The sequence below is a fragment of the Polaribacter gangjinensis genome, assembly GCF_038024125.1.
GTDB lineage: Bacteria > Bacteroidota > Bacteroidia > Flavobacteriales > Flavobacteriaceae > Polaribacter > Polaribacter gangjinensis.
On record NZ_CP150662.1, the window covers coordinates 2,240,251 to 2,260,099 of the forward strand.

Genomic DNA, 19,849 nt, shown 5'->3' on the forward strand with positions numbered 1-19,849 from the left:
TTTCACTGGGCTAACTTTTATTTCTTCTTAGGAACTTGTGTTCTTAGCCACCAGTCTCTGTCAGTATTGTATTTGTATTTTATTTTTTGTTTTTCAAGTTCTTTTCGAAGTTGAGTTACTACTTTTTGATATGCTGGATTGTTGATGAGGTTTACCATTTCACCAGGATCTTTTTCCAAATCATACAATTCGTCAATATCATTTTCTAAAAAAGCATCTACCAATTTGTATTTTTCTGTTCTTAATGCTAACATATTTGGTCCTGCATATGGATACGCATCATCCACATAATATTCAAACATAAATGCATCTCTCCATTTGGAGTTTTTTTGTTTTTTATCAAACAGTGGCATTAACGATTCTCCTTGCATATATGTTGGTTTTTTAACTCCAGCCCATTCTAAAATTGTGGGAGCTAAATCGATATTTAAAGCTGTTTTTTCAATCACAGTTTTTTTCTGAATTGATTTTGGATAACGAATCAACATTGGAATTCGGATTGAATTTTCATAGGCAATTCTTTTGTCCCAATAACCATGTTCGCCCATAAAATAACCATTGTCACTGCTAAAAATTATTACAGTATTGTCTAGTTCACCCAATTCTTCAAGAGCTGCTAAAACACGTCCTAAAGATTCATCAACGGAAGCTAAGGTTTCTAATAATTTTTTGAATTTATCACCTTTTATAGGCCAAGGTTTTGGTGCTATAGAATCAGCAGGAATGTAGTTTTTCCAGTCAGAATCCCATGTTTTGATGCGTTGCCATTCAGGTTTTCCTTTAAAATTCTCTAAATGAGTATTGTAAGGAGGTAAAGGCAAATCATCTTTTGCATACATATTATTGTGTCTTGGAGCAGGTAAGTGGTCTTCATGAACCGCTTTGTGCCATAAATTTAAACTGAAAGGTTTGTTTGGATCTCTTTTCTCTTTTAACCAACTTATGGCTTTGTCAGTCAAAATATCAGTCATATAGCCTTTTTCTTGATATTCTTTTCCATTGTCATTTACTTTTGGATCAAAATATTCACCTTGACCAATAAAACTATACCAATAATCAAAACCAGGTCTGATGTGTTTTTTTCCTTTATAATGAGCCATGTGAATTTTTCCAACATGAGCTGTTTGATATCCAGCATTTTGTAGATGTTCGTTGTAAGGTTTGTATGTTTTCCAATCTGGATCAACATGTGGATTGTTTTGATTTACACCATGAATATGAGGATACGTTCCTGTTAAAAAACTTGCTCTTGATGGTGAACAGATGGATTGTGTTACAAAATAATTGGTGAATTTTACCCCTTCATCTTCCAATCTTTGCAAGTTTGGAGTTTTCAAAAAGGGATATCTTCCACTTGATTCCAATGCGTCAAAAGGTTGATCATCTACTAAAATAAATAAGAAATTGGGTTGCTTATTTTTTTCTTGACCAATAATTGTAGAAAAGGTCAATATCAATAAAACAAGAAACGAATTTTTTATGTTTAATTTATTCATTTTTATTTTTTTACCAGAAAATTATTAAAATTATAAAACAAAATGCGATTAATAGATAAGACCAGAAACGGTAGTTTGCTAGTAATGGTTGACTTTTTAAAGCCAGTGTTTCTTCATTAAATTCTTTCATCGTAAATGTTAATTGATCCGTTTTAACCAAAGGCGGTTTTTTGGTTAACAAACTCACAACAACCATCACTAAAATACTCCAAGAAAAATAAAATGGCACTGTAATTAAAAAGTGCATTTCACCAAAAATTGAGGTGCCTACTTGCAGTTTGTAAATAATATTGATTACACCTAACAAAACCCCTGCAATCAATCCAACAAAAGCGCCTGTTGCATTGGTTCTTTTCCAAAAAATTCCCAACATAAAAGCCGCTACAATTGGTGGAGCCATTACCGAAAGCATTTCTTGATAATATTTTAGGAGTGTCCCAAACTGTTTTCCAATTTGAGGTGCCCACATTACAGCAATAATTAATACAGTTAATGATACAATTTTTCCTACTCTAACTTTCTTTTTTGAGGAGCTTTCAGGATAAAATTTATCGTAAAAGTCCATCGTGAAAAGTGTAGCTACCGAATTTAACAATCCACTTAATGAAGATGTCAACGCAGCAACCATGGCAGCAATCATAAATCCAATCAAAACATTAGGCAATAATTCCATGATTAATTTTGGATACACCATATCTGGCTTTGGCAAGTTTGGAAATAATTTGATAGCCATTACTCCAGGAATGATGATTAAAAACAAGGTTAACATGGTTAAAAATCCAACCAAAAGAACTCCTTTTCTTCCTTCATCAATAGATTTTGCAGTTAAAACTCTTTGAACCAATTGCTGGTTATTTCCCCAAAAGAACATTCCTAAAATTGGGATTCCTAAAAGCATACCCAACCAAGGTACAGAGGCATCATTATTGTCTCTGACTAGTTTCATCATGGTATCACCACTAGCAAAAAGTTCTTTCACGTATTCAACTCCACCATTTTTTGTAGCATAAAATGTCAAAACAATAGAGCCAACGAGTAAGAAAATTCCTTGCATCAAATCTACTCTAATGGCTGCTGAAAGTCCACCAGGAATGGTATATGCAGCAACAACGATCGCAAAAACAATAGAAAGCGTTAATAATGAAGCTTCAGGAAATACAATTTTCATTACCATTGCTGCAGCATACAAAGAACCAGCTGCATCTAAAAATATATTAACAACAATGGTGATTGCAGAAAAATAGTATCGTGAAGCAACACTGAAACGTTTTTCTAAAAATTCAGGAATCGTAAAAATTTTAGATTTGATGTAAAATGGCAAAATAAACCAAGCAAAAAAGATCATTACCAATACAGAAACTAGGTTGTAATTGAATACTGCAATTCCTGTGCTGTATGCATCTCCAGCTTGACCTATCAAAGTAGAACTCGAAATACTTGCTGCAAACAACGAAAAACCAATGACACTCCAACTCATGCCTCTTCCAGCCAAAAAGTAGGATTTTTCATCCCCACTTTTGCTATATTTTACACCCAAATAAACAATGAATAAAAAATATAAAACAATGATGAATATATCAGCCCAGGATAAACCATTTACCCAACTTGGACCATCAGTAATAAAGTTTGTTTGCATAGTATTTTTGGTTTTTATTGATTAAGTGTAAAATCGATCAATTCATGGACATTGCAAGTTGCCACGCCAATATATTTATCAGCTCCACCATAATATACATAAAGCGTATCATCAATAATCATGTTTCCTGTTGGGAACACACATCCTTTGTAATAACCCTCTATTTCATAATCAAATTCAGGTTCCATGATGAAATCTTTGGTTCTACCCAATACTTTTGTTGGATCTTCTAAATCTAACATCACACAACCAACTCTGTAATATCCTAAGCCACCATTTTCAACGCCATGATATAAAACCAACCAACCTTTATCGGTTCTTAATGGGGGAGTGCTACCACCAACTTTTTCTTCCCATCCACCATCAATACCACCAATAATCATGGTACTAGGTTCTTTCCATACTAACATATCATCGCTAAAACGCAACCATACTGCAGGTTTTGTAACACCATAATCTCCATTAATCCATTCTTTTGGACGGTGTAACATGGCATATTTTCCATTAATTTTTTCAGGAAATAAAATCACATCTCTATCATCCAAATTAGAATCAGTGATTCTGCCTAATTTTATCCAATTTTTAAAATCTTTAGTCATTGCCAAAGCAGAGTTTGCCATATTTTTTTTGATAAAATGTGGCGCGTGATCACCATGATTTTCAGTTAAAACTTCATCATGTCTAAATTTCCAATATTGTCCAGGAGGAAAAGGTCTAAAAGCATAAGTTACATAATAATAATCATCAAATTTAATAATTCGTGCATCTTCAATACAACCCATATCAGGACCTTGTTCACTCGGGCCTAAAACTGGCTCATCAGAAACTCTCTCAAAATGAAACCCATCTTCACTTGTTGCCAAACCAAAACGAATTACGTGTCCTTCATCATCACCTGCAGCTCTATAAAGCATATAAAATTTTCCATTGTCATAGTAAACACCAGGATTACAAACGACTAAATTTTCCCAATCATTCTTTGGGTTTGGAACTAAGATTGGATTTCCTTCAAATTTTTTGAGTTTCATTTTTTTAAAATCTTTGATTAACAGAATATTTTCTTTGGGCAATATTAGTTTTGTATTTTAAAAAGAAGGTTTTTAAATAGGTCAATCTATTTGAAAATATGGTCAATGAATCATTTTTATTAAAATAATTAATAAATCAAGGGCTTTTACTGTATGTTTTAAAATCAGTAAATACCCTAATTTTAATGTTAGTTTTTATCTTTTTGGTTAAATTCAAGATACATTTGCGCTATTATCAAACTTTAAAAAATACTTACAGAGGTATCTTTGTTGCGAAATCATTATTTAATAAAATACCAAATCATGAAAAAAATAAGCATATTATTTTTTATTGCAATCTCTCCGTTTTTAAGTGCTCAAAAAATGAAAGATTCATCAAAAAAACCAAATATCATTTTCATTTTTTCTGATGATCATGCAACAAATGCCATCTCAGCTTACAGCAAAAGATTTGCAGCAATTGCTCCAACTCCAAATATTGATTTGTTAGCAAATGAAGGTGCCATTTTAACAAATGCATTTAGTACAAATGCCATTTGTGGTCCAAGTAGAGCTTCAGTCATTACTGGAAAATACAGTCATGTAAACAAGTATTATAAAAATTATCAAGGTGGTTATTTTGATGGTTCACAATGGACTTTCCCAAAAGCATTGCAAGCAGGAGGTTATGAAACTGCACTTGTTGGCAAATGGCATTTGGCGTCAACTCCTCAAGGATTTGACTATTATAAATATCATATAGATCATGGTGAACAAGGGCTTTATTGGGATCCAACATACAATGAAAATGGCAAAAAAGTAAAAGAAAAAGGCTATGCAACAAATATTACTACTGATTTTGCATTGAATTGGTTGCAAGAAAGAGACACAACCAAAGCTTTCTGTTTGCTGTTACAATACAAAGCACCTCACAGAGAATGGACTCCAGATGAAAAATATGTAAATCTGTATGAAAATGAAACATTTCCATTGCCTGAAAATTTTTATGATGCCTATGTTGGCAGAGAAAAAACAGCTGGTGACACACACATGACCATGGATTTTTTCAACAGAAGAGACATGAAATTAACACCACCAGATTCTTTGTCAAAAAAGGAACTCAATAAGTGGTTTGATTATGGAAACAATCCAGGAGAAATTGTAGTTCCAAATCCTGATTTGAAAGGAAATGCCTTAAAAGAATGGAAGTTTCAACGATATATTAAAGATTACTTAGCAACCATAAAATCTGTTGATGACAATATTGGACGTGTTTTAAAATATATAAAAGACAATAATTTAGATGAAAATACCATTATTGTATATGCTTCTGACCAAGGATTTTTTTTAGGAGAACATGGTTGGTTTGACAAACGTTTTATGTACGAAGAATCTATGAGGATGCCTTTTATCATTCGTTATCCAAAAATGATTCAACCAAAAACGGTGGTTGATGACGTTATTTCTAATATTGATATTGCTCCAACTTTATTAGAATTAGGGGGAATTGCAGTACCAAAAGAAGTTCAAGGAAAAAGTTTTATGGCTAATTTACAAGGAAAAACATCCAAAAAATGGCGTCAATCCATGTATTATCATTATTACGAATACCCATTTTGGCATCATGTACAACCACATTATGGCATCAGAACAGAGAGATACAAACTCATTCATTTTTACTATAATATTGATGTTTGGGAATTGTACGATTTGAAAAATGATCCATCAGAGATGACTAATTTGATACATTCTAAAAAGCATACTTCAGTAATCAAAAAGTTGAAAAAAGAATTGGCAAACTTAAAATCAGGTTACGGGAATAACATGACTTTTGATGAATTACGAGCCATTTCTGATAAAAATTTTGGAGGTCATGAATCACACAAATAACAAAAAGATGCAAAAAACGTATATACTTTTAAATCTATTTTTGGGGTTGATGATTTCAACAAGTTTTTCTCAAAACGAAAAGCCAAACATTTTGCTCATTACTTTAGATGATATGAATTGGGATTCACCTGCAAGTTTTGGAGGTTTTATTCCTGACTTAACTCCAAATATTGATGCAATTGCAAAAAAAGGTGTGCAATTTAACAATGCGTTTGTACAAGCACCCAATTGTTCGCCATCAAGAGCTGTAATACAAACAGGTTTGTATCCGCATCAAACAGGAACTCGTGGTTTTTATTTCGTCAAAGATAATTTTGAAACATTGCCCGAAATTTTAAAAGAAAACGGCTATTTCACTGGGGTTTTAAACAAAGTTACAGATACTAATATTCATCCAGATTTTAATCATTATTGGAGTGAGGCAATGAATATAAAAGGCGATAAAAGAGATCCAAAATCGTATGGAAAACTCCTAAATACATTTTTATCAAAAGCAAAAAACAGTAACAAACCTTTTTATTGCGTGGTAAACGTTGCAGATCCTCACAAACCTTTTTACAACGATGAAAAACCAAATGCGAAGAATATCAAAGAAATTCATCCTTCTAAAATTTATGAACTAAAGGATGTTAAAATTCCTGATTTTTTACCTGATAATGATGTGATTAAAAATGATGTGTTGAATTATTACAATTCCGTTAAAAGAGGTGATGATTGTGTAGGTGAAATTATTGCTGCTTTAGAAAAAGCAAACATAGCAGAAAACACGATTATCATTATTTTGTCAGATCATGGAGCTTCTTTTCCTTTTGCAAAATCTTCCATTTATTTACATGGAATAAAAACACCTTTAATCATCGCGTTTCCAAAAGCATTCAAGCCAAAATCTGAAGAAAAATCTATTGTTTCTGCGGTTGATTTGGCGCCAACTATTTTAGATATTACATCACAAAAAGTTCCAAAAGAAATGGTTGGAAACTCTTTTTATGAAGTTTTAACAGGCAAAAAAGAGCAAATAGGTGCTTATGTTTTTGCTCAATTTGATGAAAATGCAGGAGGTGTTCCAAGACCATCAAGAACAGTTTTATCAAAAAAATATGGGTATATTTTTAATCCGTGGGCAACTGGAAAGTTTCCATTTGTGTCAGCAGCCTCTTACGATGCAACATACAAAGCCATGCAAGAATTGAGTAAAAATGACGAAGATGTTGCCAAAAGATTCAATTTTTGGAAATACAGAACGCTAGAAGAATTTTATGATTATGAAAACGATCCAAATGCATTAAACAACTTAATTGATGATCCTAAATACAAAGAGTTGATTGCTGAATTCAAAAACGAATTAAAAAATCATATGAAAGCAACCAATGATTATGTGTTGCCAGCTTTTGAAAATATGCATAAAACAACATTTTTAAATTCTTGGATGCAAAATGAAATTGATTTATCAATCAAAAGACAAAAAACTATCAAATGGAAGCGCGAAAAAAATCAATCAGGATCAACAAAAAATAACGCTGAATTATTTGAAAATACAGAAAAGAAATAAGTAACCTAAAAAAAATAAACATGCAATTACATCCATTAAAATTTACACCCATTTCAAAATACAGAATTTGGGGAGGAAACAAATTAAACACTCTTTTAAATAAAGGGTTTGAAGGAGAAATGAATGGAGAATCTTGGGAAATTTCTGATGTAAAAGGTGATGAAACGTTGGTTTCAGAAGGACTTTTTGCAGGAAAATCTCTCAAGCAACTTTCACAAGAATTCAAAGAAAAATTATTAGGAAACAAGGTTTACAAAGCTTTTGGTGATGAATTTCCGTTGTTAATTAAATTTATTGATGCTGAAAAACCATTGTCTATTCAAGTGCATCCTCATGATGAAATTGCCAAAGAGAGACACGACACTTTTGGTAAAAATGAAATGTGGTATGTAATGAATGCGGATAATGATGCAGAAATTATTGTGGGTTTTAAAAAAGAATTGGATAAAAAAAGTTATTTGCAATGCTTAGAAAACAATCAAATTTTAGAAGTTTTAAACACCGTAAAAACTAAAGCAGGTGATGCTTTCAACATTCCTACAGGAAGAGTCCATGCCATTGGAGCAGGAGTATTGTTGGCTGAAATTCAGCAAACTTCGGATATAACTTACCGAATTTATGATTACAATCGTGTAGATGCTCAAACAGGAAAAGAACGCGAATTGCACAATGAGTTGGCTTTAGATGTAATTACTTTTGAAGTAGAAGATAGTTATAAAACTACTTACGAAACCGCAGAAAACACAAGTAATAAGCTGATTCATACTCCGTATTTCAAATCAAATGTGTTGATTGTAACGGATGTTATTTCTAAGGATTATTCACAAATTGATTCTTTCGTTATTTATATTTGTACAGAGGGTTTTGTAAAAATAGCTGCAGATAATGAGATTTATCAACTTGCTATGGGCGAAACTATTTTGATTCCTGCAAGCGTTAAAAAACTACAAATCCTTCCTGAAAAAGACTCGAAAGTTATTGAGGTTTATTTATAAAATTAAAATCCTGCATTAGCAGGATTTTTTCATTTTTATTAAAATAGTATTTGTATAAAATTAACTCGGAATTTGCTGACTCAAACAATGCAACGTTCCAAAACCCCAGATTAAATCTATGGCGCTAATGCCAATAATTTCCCTGTCAGGAAAACAGTTGGCAATGATGTTGAGCGCAATTCTGTCATTAGCATCATTAAATGTAGGAACTAAAACAATTTTATTGATAATCAAAAAGTTAGCGTAACTAGCAGGAATCACTAAGCCATCAAACTCAACCGTTTTTGGCATTGGCAACGTAACAATTCTTGGTTTTGATCCATCTTCTAAAACTGCTTTTTGAAGTCTTTCTAAATTATCTTGTAAAGCAGCATAATTCGGACTTTTGATATCTGTTTCAACAACAGTAATGATCGTTTTTTCATCAACAAATCTGCACAAATCATCAATATGACCATGTGTATCATCACCAATAATGCCATCACCCAACCAAATGACGTTGGTAACACCTAAATATTCTTTAAAAATGGCTTCGTAATCTTCTTTGGTAAAACCCGGATTTCGAACTTGAATTGTTGGATGCAACAAACATTCTTCAGATGTTAATAAAGTTCCTTTGCCATTTACATCAATAGCACCACCTTCTAAAATGACAGGCTTTCCTTTGTAGGTAGCTTGAGTTAGCGGAATATTTAAATGATTTGCCACTTTTGATGGTACAAATTTATCTAACTGATAATTTTTATATTTTGCCCATCCATTAAAATTGAAATTGATGGCTTCTCTTTTTGATCCATTTTGAACGATGATTGGTCCTGAATCGCGCATCCAACTTCTGTTGGTTTTATGAATGATGAAAGACACTTTTTCTAATGGGACATGTGCCATTAGCAACATTTCAGTAACTTTTTCTTGTAGTTTTTTATCAGCAACAACTAAGAAAACGGTTTCAACAGCTGTAATTTTTTTGATAAACTCAACAAAAGCCCATTGAATTGCACCATATTTTCCTGGCCAATCATTGCCATTGTGAGGAAAACAAAGCAAGATGCCTTCTTGGTTTTCCCATTCTGCTGGAAATCTTCTCATCAATCTATCGCTCTTTTTGTGATGTCACCAAAAGCATCAATTCTTCTATCTCTAAAAAATGGCCAATTCTGACGTACATTTTCTTGCAAATCCAAATTTACTTCAGCAATCAATATTTCTTCTTTGTCATGAGATGCTTGTGCTAAAATTTCTCCTTGAGGACCTGCAATAAAGGATGCTCCCCAAAATTCCAATCCATCAGTATCTGGTATGTATTTTTCTAAACCAATTCTGTTTGCTGCTGCTACATAAACGCCATTTGCAACTGCATGTCCTTTCATCACATTCATCCAAGCACCATACTGATTTTCACCATATTGAGCTTTTTCTTTAGGATGCCAACCAATAGCAGTTGGATAAAACAATACTTCTGCTCCTTTCAACGCAGTTAGTCTTGCAGCTTCAGGATACCATTGATCCCAGCAAATCAACACTCCCACTTTTCCTTTGTTGGTTTGGTTTGATTTAAAGCCTAAATCACCAGGAGTAAAATAGAATTTTTCGTAAAAGTGAGGGTCATCTGGAATGTGCATTTTGCGATACAAGCCAGCTTCAGTTCCATCAGTATCAATAATGTAAGCACTGTTGTGATAAATACCTGCCATGCGTTTTTCAAAAAAAGGCACAACGATTACGACACCTAATTCTTTGGCTAATTCGCTAAAAGCAGTAAACGAAATGCTATACAAAGGCTCAGCATAAGCAAAATTATCTGTATCTTCACTTTGACAGAAATAATGACTGCTATACAATTCTGGTAAAGAAATTACTTCTGCGCCTTTTCCGGCAGCATCTCTTACCCATTGCAAACACTTTTTAAGGTTATTCTCTGGAGTGTTATTAAGGTTTAATTGAATAACTGCTATTTTATAGGTGTTCTTCATCATCAGTTGAAATTTGAAGCACAAAAGTATGAATTTCTATGAAATTGTTTAAGGGTTTAAAGGTTTAACTGTTTGAAGGTTTAATTAGTCAGGAGTTTTTTATCAAAATCCGAATAAGAAGAAACTTGCAATTGTAAACAAAATCAAAACGATAGGGCCAAATAATCCTATAAACAATCCTCCAGGAAAAAATTCTTTTTGATTTACAATTCCCAAACTATATGCTACCGCATTTGGTGGAGTAGAAACAGGAAGTAGTAACGCACAAGAAGCTGTTAATCCGATAATTACAGGTAAAAATGCTACGTTTGCTCCCGGAATTAAACTTACTAACGAAATTCCAACTGGCACTAAAATTGTTGTAGCAGCAGTGTTACTCATAAAGTTAGATAATAACACTGAAACATAACCAAAAAGAGCAATTAGAATGTAGTAATTCAATTCAAAATTTTGAATACTCTGTACAAAATACTCTGCAATTCCCTGTTCTTTTATTGCCAAACCTAGTGATAATCCACCAGCAACCAACATCAAAGTGTCCCAAGGTAATTTTCTAACATCTTCAGAATCAACAATTCCAAGCATGGTTAGTAGTACAATTGGCAAACCAGAAACTACAGCAACAGGAATTCCTGTCCATTGAGAAGTTAACCATAATGTAAGTGTACAAACTAGCACAATCAACACAATATTTTTTTTGATTTTATCTTCGCTTGTCGGTTCTTCCTTTTCGGCATTTAAAAAATCTAGAGAAATGTGTTGCGTTTTTAATTGATATCGTTTTTCTAATAATTTAAAGAATAAGAATACTAGTAATATTGCTGCAGGAACTCCAATAATCATCCATTCAATAAATGAAATTTGAACCCCAACTCCTTCTAAAGCACCCACTGCAATTGCGTTTGGAGCAGAACCAATGATGGTTCCCATTCCGCCTAAAGATGCAGCTGCAGGAACACCAATTACCAAAGCACGTGACAAAGTTGAATCTTTTCCTAAGGTAAAAATGAGTGGTGCAATTGAGGCTAAAATCATAGAAGTTGTTGCAGTATTACTCATCAACATTGATAAAATTGCGGTTACCATCATGATTCCTAATAGAATATTTTTAGAATCGTTTCCTAATTTTGGAAGAATGAATTTTAATAAAGATTCATCCAACTTTGTTTTTTTCATACTTTCTGCTAGGAAAAACCCGCCTAAAAAAAGCCAAATAACGCCATCAGACCAAGTTTGGACGTATTGTTTTACATCAATTTCTGGAGTTCGTCCCATGGAGAAGACCAAAAAACCGATAATTAAAATTCCGACTGCAAAGGGCGGAATTGCTTCAGTAATCCACAATCCAATAGAGACAAAAAGTAAAAACATGGTATAATCTTGTGTCGCAGTAAAAGCGTCATCACGTAATACATACACTAAAAAAAAGGATACTAAAAGTGTGGCTAAAAAGAAAATAATTTTCGTTTGTCTTTCTATTTTTTTGGTATATTTCGAAAGAGAATAGGTTCTAGAATCTGACATGGTTACTTGATTTTAAGAATAGTAGCAATTTATTTTTTTGATTTTCTAAGGTCGAAATTATGAAAAACCATTAACATAGCCGTGTTTGCCATAATTTTATTTCCACTTACAGGCGGATTTTTAATCATATTGATATATCCAACTTGTATTTTCATGTTGTCGAATTTATAACCAATTCCTAGTGTAAATCGATTTTGATTCAATCGAAAACCATTGGTGATGTTTTTTCCGCTATCAAATAAAATTTCATTAAAGCTGTATGCGTACCACTCTGTGTTTTTTTCGATATTTTTTGAAATTGGATACGAAGCCATCAAAAAGTAACGCCAACGCCAATTGAATTCAAACTCGTCTAATAAAATGTTGTTTACCATTCGTTGTTTAAAACGTGCATCATATCGAAAACGATTGGTAATTGTAAATTTATCTAGCTTAAAACTTGCGGTAGTTTGTCCCCAAGGACGGTATTCGTTTTTTGTTGGAATCGCTTCATTTCGGCTATATAGCCACAAACGAGCAAAGCCTAATGTAGTAGTTCCTTTTACTTTTTCGCTAAAATTAAAACGACAAGTTACTCCAGTTCGCAATATCAAAAAACTTTCAGGGACATAATGAGCATCGTTCCAAAGAGATATTTTGTCACTTACTTTTGTGTCTGTAATGTAACCTACCCAAACCTGATTTTCATAAATAAAATCCTCTTGAGAAAAAGATTGAAAACTTTGAAAAAGAATCCAAAGGAAACATCCAATTTTTGTAATTCGTTTCATTTTGTTTGATTAGAATACGACTACAAAAATAGGAATGATTCTTAGATGAAAAAGGTGATAAATGTCATAAAAACCCTTTAAAATAAGGAAATCTACGCAAACGTTATCGTTTAAAAATTTGATTTTTATGAATGTTCCTTGATATAATTTTTTCAATTAACTGAAATATTTTTTTCGCAACCAAAAGGAAACACGAACCAAAAGAATTAACGCAGGCACTTCTACTAAAGGGCCAATAACACCCGCAAAAGCTTGTCCAGAGTTTAGTCCAAAAACGGCAATAGCTACTGCAATTGCTAATTCAAAATTATTTCCAGCTGCTGTAAAAGCAACAGCTGCAGTTTTATCATAAGTGCCTCCCATTGCTTTTGTGAAGAAAAATCCGAAGAAAAACATCAAGGCAAAATAGATTAATAAAGGAACTGCAATGATTAAAACATCCATTGGAATTTCAACAATCAACTCACCTTTTAGCGAAAACATCACTACAATTGTAAAAAGCAACGCTACTAATGTGAGTGGCGAAATACTTGGGATGAATTTTTCATCGTACCAAGATGCACCTTTCAGTTTTATCATGAAAAATCTACTCAATATGCCCAATAAAAATGGAATCCCTAAATAGATAGCAACTGATTCTGCAATTGTAACTATTGAAATATCAACAATTGCACCTTCAAATCCGAAATAAGGAGGTAAAATGGTAATAAAAAGCCACGCGTAAAAGCTGTAAGCAAATACTTGAAAAATACTATTCAAAGCCACTAATCCTGCTCCATATTCACTGTTTCCTTCAGCTAAATCATTCCAAACCAGCACCATAGCAATACATCTTGCCAATCCAATTAGAATCAAACCAACCATATATTCTGGATAGTCTTGTAAAAAAGCAATTGCCAATATAAACATTAAAACTGGCCCAACAATCCAATTGAGAATCAGAGAAATAGAAAGAAATTTTGTGTTTTGAAATACTTTTGGAAGCAATCCATAATTCACTTTTGCCAAAGGCGGATACATCATTAAAATCAATCCAATTGCAATAGGAATATTTGTAGTTCCACTATTAAATGAATTGATAAAATCAGGAAAAGTTGGAATAAAATATCCCAAACTTACCCCAATAATCATGGCAATAAAAATCCAAAGTGTAAGATTTTTATCTAAAAACGAAAGCTTTTTCATCAGAATATTTTTTGATACTACAGGTTGATGTTTTCAAAAACAAATTTCAATTCTGTAGCAATTTGCAAACTGCGTTCTTGATATTTTTCAGCCTGTTGTGGTGTATTGTCAAACGCTTTTGGATCTAAAAACATGATTGGAATTCGTTTTTCAGCTCCAGGTACAAAAGGACAAGCTTCATTTGCAGAATCACAAGTCATGATTGCCACAAACTGATTTCTAGGATTGAAATCGTCATCCATTTTTTTTGAAAATCCAATTATTGGATGTTCATTCTCAGCATATTTTATGGCATATACTGGATTTTTTCCTTCAGAAAGTTGCTGAATTTTAAATCCTGAATTTTGTAATGTTTTTGCTGCCATTGGAAAAAGTGCTGTAGATTCAGTTCCTCCTGAGTAGCAAAACACATTGTCAATTCCGAAATATGTTGCCATCGTTTGCGCCCAAACTTGCGATAAATGACTTCTTCTAGAATTGTGTGTACAAATAAAATTGATGCGAATTTGCTCTTTTGAAACAACTTTTAATTGGATATAAACTATCAAATTTTGTAGGATTTCTTTTCTTTCTGAAGAAATTGAAGCTGTGTTTAAAGAATTGATAACTGATTCAATATCAGTAAATATAGATGATTTTTTCATGAATAATTTAGTTTTAATTTCTTAACAACATCCACTTTTTGGTGAGCAACAAGATGAAGCAGTTATTTCTGAAAGACGTACTTTTGGTTTTTCAGCGGGAATGCCACAAGCGTCTTTTGCTAAACAGTCTGTTTGTTTTGTGGTCAATAAAAAATGGGTTCCGTCAAAATCCAATCCGAATTTTTGAATGGTATTTCCTTGATATTCTACTTCAATTTCGTTGTTGTCAATAGCCAAGTTTTTTTCAGATAATTCAATGATTTTCAATAATTTTTCTGGATGCAATCTATGGTCATAATCGTTTGCATTCCACAATTGAAAATTAACAACAGTTTCTTTTCTAACAGTTCCTCCACAATCTATAAAACGTTTGGTGATTTCTCCAACTTCAGTTACGTGAAAATGATTGGGAACCAAACTTTGGTCAGGCAATTGAAAAGCTATAGTTTGTAATTGCTTTAATACTTCTTTTACTTCAGATAATTTCATTTTTATTTGTTTATTGCGATTTTACGATGAATGTTTTTAAATTTTTTTAACAGCAATCAAATTTTGAGATGTCTTGATTTAAAAATGCTTGTAATACTTTTTTCATTTCAGTCCAATTTTCTTGATCAATACAATAGCAAACACTGGTTCCATCAATAGTTCCTTTGATGATTCCTAGTTGTTTTAATTCTTTTAAATGTTGAGAAATGGTGGGTTGTGCCAAACCAATTTCGTTGACTAAATCTCCACAAACGCAAGCATCAATTGAAAATAATCGCTGTAAAATGGCTACTCTTGCAGGATGTCCTAATACTTTTGCAAATAAGGCAATTTTGTTTTGTTCGTCTGAAAAAATTTCAGTTTTGGTAATTCCCATGACATTGATTTGTTGATTGCAATATTACGATTAATATAATTGAAATCAAAAATAAAATGGAACTATTTTAAGATCATTATTTTTTAACTCGAAAACTCTCAAAAAGAACTGCTCCTAAAATCAGTGAACCACCAATAAAAGTGTTTATTTCAGGAATTTCTGACAAGAAAAAAAATGCCATGATGATTCCGAAAACAGGTTGTAAACTACTGATAATACTTGTTGTTGTAGCTGAAAAAAACTTTAATGAATGCAATAATATACTGTGACCGATGGCAGTTGTTACAAAAGCGAGGATCAATACATAAGGCCATTGTGTTTGCAAACCTGACAAATCCATATAAAACAGCGTTGGAAATAGCAATACACTAATAATTACAACTTGATAAAACATCAATACTGTTCCATCGTAATTTGTGGCATGTTTTTTTAAAATCAAGATTCTGAAAGCATAACAAAATGCTGAAAAAACTCCGAAAAGAATGCCTTTTACTTGAGTACTTTCTAGATCAAATTTTGGAGTTAAAATATACAAACCTATTAAAATTAGAACCCCAAAAAATAGATGAATTGCTTGGAATTTTACCTTTAAAATCAGTGGTTCTAAAATAGCTATAATTACTGGAAATGTATATAAACTCAACATTCCTAAAGCGACATTAGAGAGTTTTAAAGCATAAAAATACGTAATCCAATGAGCGCCCATTAAAATTCCGCCAATCAAAAACGGAATGTATTCTTTTGGATGTTGTACTTTAAGAGATGTTTTTTTGATTTTTAAAAAAATATATAAAAAAATCACCGCTAAAATAGAACGAAACCAAATGATGATTTCTGTTGGCAATGCAATATATCTTCCTAAAACACCAGAAGTACTTATTAAAAGTACTGCTAACAAAAGCCCTAAAAATTGTTTGAAAGTAGTTTGTTCCATCAAATATTGGCTAGCGTTTCAAGCGCTTTTTTAACAGTATCAATTTTGATAAAAGTAATCAGCAAACGCAAGCCATTATTGGTTTCTTTTTCTTTCATCACGCAATCTTTAGAATGCTGCTGAACATATTTTAAAAATCGTGTAAAAGTTTCTGTTTGATAAAAATTACTTTGCTGATCAGCCACAAAATACCCAACCATTCTTTTTTGTTTTAGGATGATTTTTTCCAAACCTAATTTTTTTGCCAACCATTTTATTCGAACAGAATCTAGCAAATCATCCACTTCAGTTGGGAGTTCTCCAAATCTATCAATCAATTGTTTTTCAAACTCTTGCAGTTCGTTTTCGGTAGTTAATTCGCCTAATTTATTGTATAAACTCAATCTTTCTGTTACAGAATTTATATAATCATCAGGAAATAAAATCTCGAAATCGGTATCAATTTGAACCTCTTTTACAAACTCTTTTGGCGTATTTTCAACTTCAGGATACAAGTCTTTGAACTCGTTTTCTTTCAATTCTTCAATGGCTTCTTGCAATATTTTTTGATAAGTATCAAAACCAATATCGTTGATAAATCCACTTTGTTCACCACCCAATAAATCGCCTGCACCACGAATTTCTAAGTCTTTCATGGCAATGTTAATGCCACTTCCTAAATCCGCAAAAACCTCTAAAGCTGTGATTCTTTTTCGAGCATCATCAGTCATCATATGATAAGGTGGCGTTATGAAATAACAAAACGCTTTTTTGTTAGAACGCCCAACTCTGCCTCGCATTTGATGCAAATCAGACAATCCAAAATTGTTGGCATTATTGATAAAAATCGTATTTGCATTTGGTACATCCAAACCACTTTCAATGATGGTTGTAGATACCAAAACATCAAATTCACCATTCATAAAAGACAACATCAAATTTTCTAGTTTTTTGCCTTCCATTTGTCCATGACCAATTCCGATTTTGGCTGATGGTAATAAACGTTGCAACAAACCTGCAACTTCTTGAATATTTTCAATTCTATTATGAATAAAAAATACTTGACCACCTCTTGAAATTTCGTAAGAAATGGCATCTCTAATCGTTTCTTCAGAAAATCGAATCACATGACTTTCTATAGGATGTCTGTTTGGTGGAGGCGTTTTTATGACAGATAAATCTCTGGCAGCCATCAAACTAAATTGCAATGTTCTTGGAATTGGAGTTGCTGTGAGCGTTAACGTATCTACATTTTCTTTGAGCGTTTTCAGTTTGTCTTTTACAGCCACACCAAATTTTTGTTCTTCATCGATAATCAATAATCCCAAATCTTTGAATTTCAATTTTTGATTTGTCAATTGATGCGTTCCAATAATAATATCAACAGCTCCCGAATTTACACCTTCAATTGCTTCGGATTTTTCTTTGGTAGTTCTAAAACGATTCAAATAATCAATTTTGATTGGAAAATCTCTCAAACGTTCAGAAAATGTTTGAAAATGTTGAAAAGCCAAAATGGTTGTAGGTACTAAAATTGCGACTTGTTTTCCGTTATCAACTGCTTTAAATGCAGCTCTTACAGCCACTTCTGTTTTTCCAAAACCAACATCACCACAAACCAATCTGTCCATAGGTTGTGCTTTTTCCATGTCATTTTTCACTTCTTGTGTAGCTGAAAATTGATCAGGAGTATCTTCGTAAATAAAGCTACTTTCCAATTCGTGTTGCATGTGTGTGTCAGGTCCAAATGCAAATCCTTTTTCTAATTTTCTTTTGGCATACAATTGAATCAAATTAAACGCAATATGTTTGACACGCGCTTTGGTTTTTTGAGTGATTTTTTTCCAAGAACCTGAACCTAATTTGTATATTTTAGGAGGTTTGCCATCTTTGCCATTGAATTTCGAAATTTTGTGTAGTGAATGAATACTCACATACAAAATATCTCTGTCTCCATAAATCAGCTTAATGGCTTCCTGTTTTTTACCATTTACATCAATTTTTTGCAATCCAGCAAACTTTCCAATTCCATGATCCATGTGTGTTACAAAATCACCAATTTCTAATTTATTGAGTTCTTGCAACGTAATTGCTTGCTTTTTGGCATAGCCATTTTTGAGTCGGAATTTGTGATAACGTTCAAAAATTTGATGATCTGTATAACAAACTATTTTTTGCTCAACATCAACAAACCCTTCATATAGTGGAAAAACAACCGTTTCATAATGCACTTTTTCAGTGGCATCATCAAAAATATCGTGAAAGCGTTTTGCTTGTTGTTCGTTGGCACAAAAAATATAATTTGTAAATCCGGCTTTGTGATGTTCTTTTAAATCTTCAATTAACAGAGAAAATTGTTTGTTAAACGAAGGTTGAGGTTGAGTTTTGAACGAGATATCTTCTAAATCTTGCGAAATTTTTGAAGTCATTTCAACAAGTGTAAAATCGTTCATTTGCTGTTTGATGAACTCACCATTACAAAACAATTCTGATGGTTTTGCATGTTTGATTTCTTTAGAAAGTTTTAGAAAAGCTTCTTCTGCTGTTGCATAAAATTTATCTAAACTTCCTGAAATTAGACCGATATTTTTGGCGAAAATTTTTGTTTTCGGAGATATATATGTTAAAAAACTTTCTCTGTTTTCTTGCAATGTTTTGTTTTCAACATTGGGAATGATGGCAACTTTTTTTAGTTTTTCTTTAGACAATTGTGTCTCTACATCAAAAGTTCGAATACTGTCAATTTCATCGCCAAAAAACTCGATTCTGTATGGCTCGTTATTGGAAAATGAAAACACATCAATAATTCCACCTCTTACAGAAAAATCGCCAGGTTCAGTTACAAAATCTACTCTTTTAAACTTGTAATCAAACAACATTTCGTTTACAAAATCGAGTGATAAAGAATCTTCGACTGCAATTTTAAGTGTGTTTTTTTCAAGTTCTTTTTTGGTAACTACTTTTTCAAATAAAGCAGTTGGATAGGTCACAATTATTGCAGATTTTTTTTGGGAGTTGATGTGGTTTAAAACTTCTGAACGTAATAAAACATTGGCATTGTCAGTTTCTTCTATTTGATAAGGCCTTTTGTATGATCCTGGAAAAAAAAGCACATTTTTATCGCCCAACAATTGTTCTAAATCATTTAAATAGTAGGCAGCTTCTTCTTTATCATCAAAAATTAATAAAAAAGGATGTGCACTTTTTTTAAATGCTTCTGCAATTACGAAAGACAACGAGGATCCCGCCAAATTCGAAATCTGAAAATGGTTTTTCTCTTGTTGAAGGGCTGAAACTACTTGTAAAACTGAAGTAGCTTGTTGATATTGATGTACAATATGCTGTATACTCAACTGTAAAAAATTTTGCGCAAAGGTAGCTAACTTAATTTATAAATTTGGA

16 protein-coding genes are annotated in these 19,849 nt (G+C 32.4%); 3 read left to right on the forward strand and 13 right to left on the reverse strand.

Features of this window, described 5'->3' with window-relative positions; translation table 11 throughout:
* Window positions 1-17: 17 nt before the first annotated feature.
* Genes WHA43_RS09940 through WHA43_RS09950 form a run of 3 tightly spaced genes read right to left on the reverse strand, consistent with a single transcriptional unit; the run spans window position 18 to window position 4,160 of the window.
* On the reverse strand, window positions 18-1,496 hold the full coding sequence (locus WHA43_RS09940) for a sulfatase family protein (RefSeq protein WP_105046899.1): 1,479 nt from the start codon (window positions 1,494-1,496) through the stop codon (window positions 18-20).
* A 10-nt stretch (window positions 1,497-1,506) separates the two neighbouring features.
* Window positions 1,507-3,132 carry a sodium:solute symporter gene (locus WHA43_RS09945; RefSeq protein ID WP_105046900.1) on the reverse strand — a complete coding sequence of 542 codons (1,626 nt, stop codon included), beginning with the start codon at window positions 3,130-3,132 and terminating at the stop codon, window positions 1,507-1,509.
* Between the two features lie 14 nt (window positions 3,133-3,146).
* Entirely contained in the window at window positions 3,147-4,160 is a 1,014-nt protein-coding gene (locus tag WHA43_RS09950) for a glycosidase (RefSeq protein WP_105047368.1), read from the reverse strand.
* A gap of 303 nt (window positions 4,161-4,463) precedes the next feature.
* Between WHA43_RS09950 and WHA43_RS09955 the strand changes: the two genes are divergently transcribed.
* Genes WHA43_RS09955 through WHA43_RS09965 form a run of 3 tightly spaced genes read left to right on the forward strand, consistent with a single transcriptional unit; the run spans window position 4,464 to window position 8,573 of the window.
* A complete protein-coding gene (locus WHA43_RS09955) occupies window positions 4,464-6,029 on the forward strand; it encodes a sulfatase family protein (RefSeq protein ID WP_226742884.1) in 1,566 nt (521 codons plus the stop codon).
* Complete coding sequence (locus WHA43_RS09960; protein ID WP_170039585.1) at window positions 6,013-7,578, forward strand: sulfatase family protein; 1,566 nt, start codon at window positions 6,013-6,015, stop codon at window positions 7,576-7,578. The genes WHA43_RS09955 and WHA43_RS09960 overlap by 17 nt, the downstream gene beginning before the upstream one ends.
* A gap of 20 nt (window positions 7,579-7,598) precedes the next feature.
* On the forward strand, window positions 7,599-8,573 hold the full coding sequence (locus WHA43_RS09965) for a type I phosphomannose isomerase catalytic subunit (RefSeq protein ID WP_105046902.1): 975 nt from the start codon (window positions 7,599-7,601) through the stop codon (window positions 8,571-8,573).
* A 60-nt stretch (window positions 8,574-8,633) separates the two neighbouring features.
* Here WHA43_RS09965 and WHA43_RS09970 read toward each other — a convergent pair whose 3' ends face one another.
* From WHA43_RS09970 to mfd, 10 genes are all read right to left on the reverse strand, one after another.
* Complete coding sequence (locus tag WHA43_RS09970; protein ID WP_105046903.1) at window positions 8,634-9,662, reverse strand: agmatine deiminase family protein; 1,029 nt, start codon at window positions 9,660-9,662, stop codon at window positions 8,634-8,636.
* Entirely contained in the window at window positions 9,662-10,549 is an 888-nt protein-coding gene (locus tag WHA43_RS09975; RefSeq protein ID WP_105046904.1) for a carbon-nitrogen hydrolase, read from the reverse strand. The genes WHA43_RS09970 and WHA43_RS09975 overlap by 1 nt, the downstream gene beginning before the upstream one ends.
* A gap of 99 nt (window positions 10,550-10,648) precedes the next feature.
* Complete coding sequence (locus WHA43_RS09980) at window positions 10,649-12,070, reverse strand: SLC13 family permease (protein WP_105046905.1); 1,422 nt, start codon at window positions 12,068-12,070, stop codon at window positions 10,649-10,651.
* A gap of 29 nt (window positions 12,071-12,099) precedes the next feature.
* The gene (locus WHA43_RS09985) at window positions 12,100-12,840 is read right to left on the reverse strand and encodes a DUF2490 domain-containing protein (protein ID WP_105046906.1); all 741 of its coding nucleotides are present in this window, start codon (window positions 12,838-12,840) and stop codon (window positions 12,100-12,102) included.
* 156 nt (window positions 12,841-12,996) lie between these two features.
* Window positions 12,997-14,031: an ACR3 family arsenite efflux transporter gene (arsB, locus tag WHA43_RS09990; RefSeq protein WP_105046907.1), complete on the reverse strand. Its 1,035-nt coding sequence runs from the start codon at window positions 14,029-14,031 to the stop codon at window positions 12,997-12,999.
* An 11-nt stretch (window positions 14,032-14,042) separates the two neighbouring features.
* Window positions 14,043-14,669 carry a low molecular weight phosphatase family protein gene (locus WHA43_RS09995; RefSeq protein ID WP_105046908.1) on the reverse strand — a complete coding sequence of 209 codons (627 nt, stop codon included), beginning with the start codon at window positions 14,667-14,669 and terminating at the stop codon, window positions 14,043-14,045.
* 21 nt (window positions 14,670-14,690) lie between these two features.
* A complete protein-coding gene (locus tag WHA43_RS10000) occupies window positions 14,691-15,158 on the reverse strand; it encodes a DUF6428 family protein (RefSeq protein WP_105046909.1) in 468 nt (155 codons plus the stop codon).
* A 46-nt stretch (window positions 15,159-15,204) separates the two neighbouring features.
* Window positions 15,205-15,534 (reverse strand): ArsR/SmtB family transcription factor, encoded by a 330-nt coding sequence (locus WHA43_RS10005; protein WP_105046910.1) that lies wholly within the window; start codon window positions 15,532-15,534, stop codon window positions 15,205-15,207.
* A gap of 76 nt (window positions 15,535-15,610) precedes the next feature.
* The gene (locus WHA43_RS10010) at window positions 15,611-16,468 is read right to left on the reverse strand and encodes a DMT family transporter (protein WP_105046911.1); all 858 of its coding nucleotides are present in this window, start codon (window positions 16,466-16,468) and stop codon (window positions 15,611-15,613) included.
* Window positions 16,468-19,800: a transcription-repair coupling factor gene (mfd, locus tag WHA43_RS10015; RefSeq protein ID WP_105046912.1), complete on the reverse strand. Its 3,333-nt coding sequence runs from the start codon at window positions 19,798-19,800 to the stop codon at window positions 16,468-16,470. The genes WHA43_RS10010 and mfd overlap by 1 nt, the downstream gene beginning before the upstream one ends.
* Window positions 19,801-19,849 lie beyond the last annotated feature (49 nt).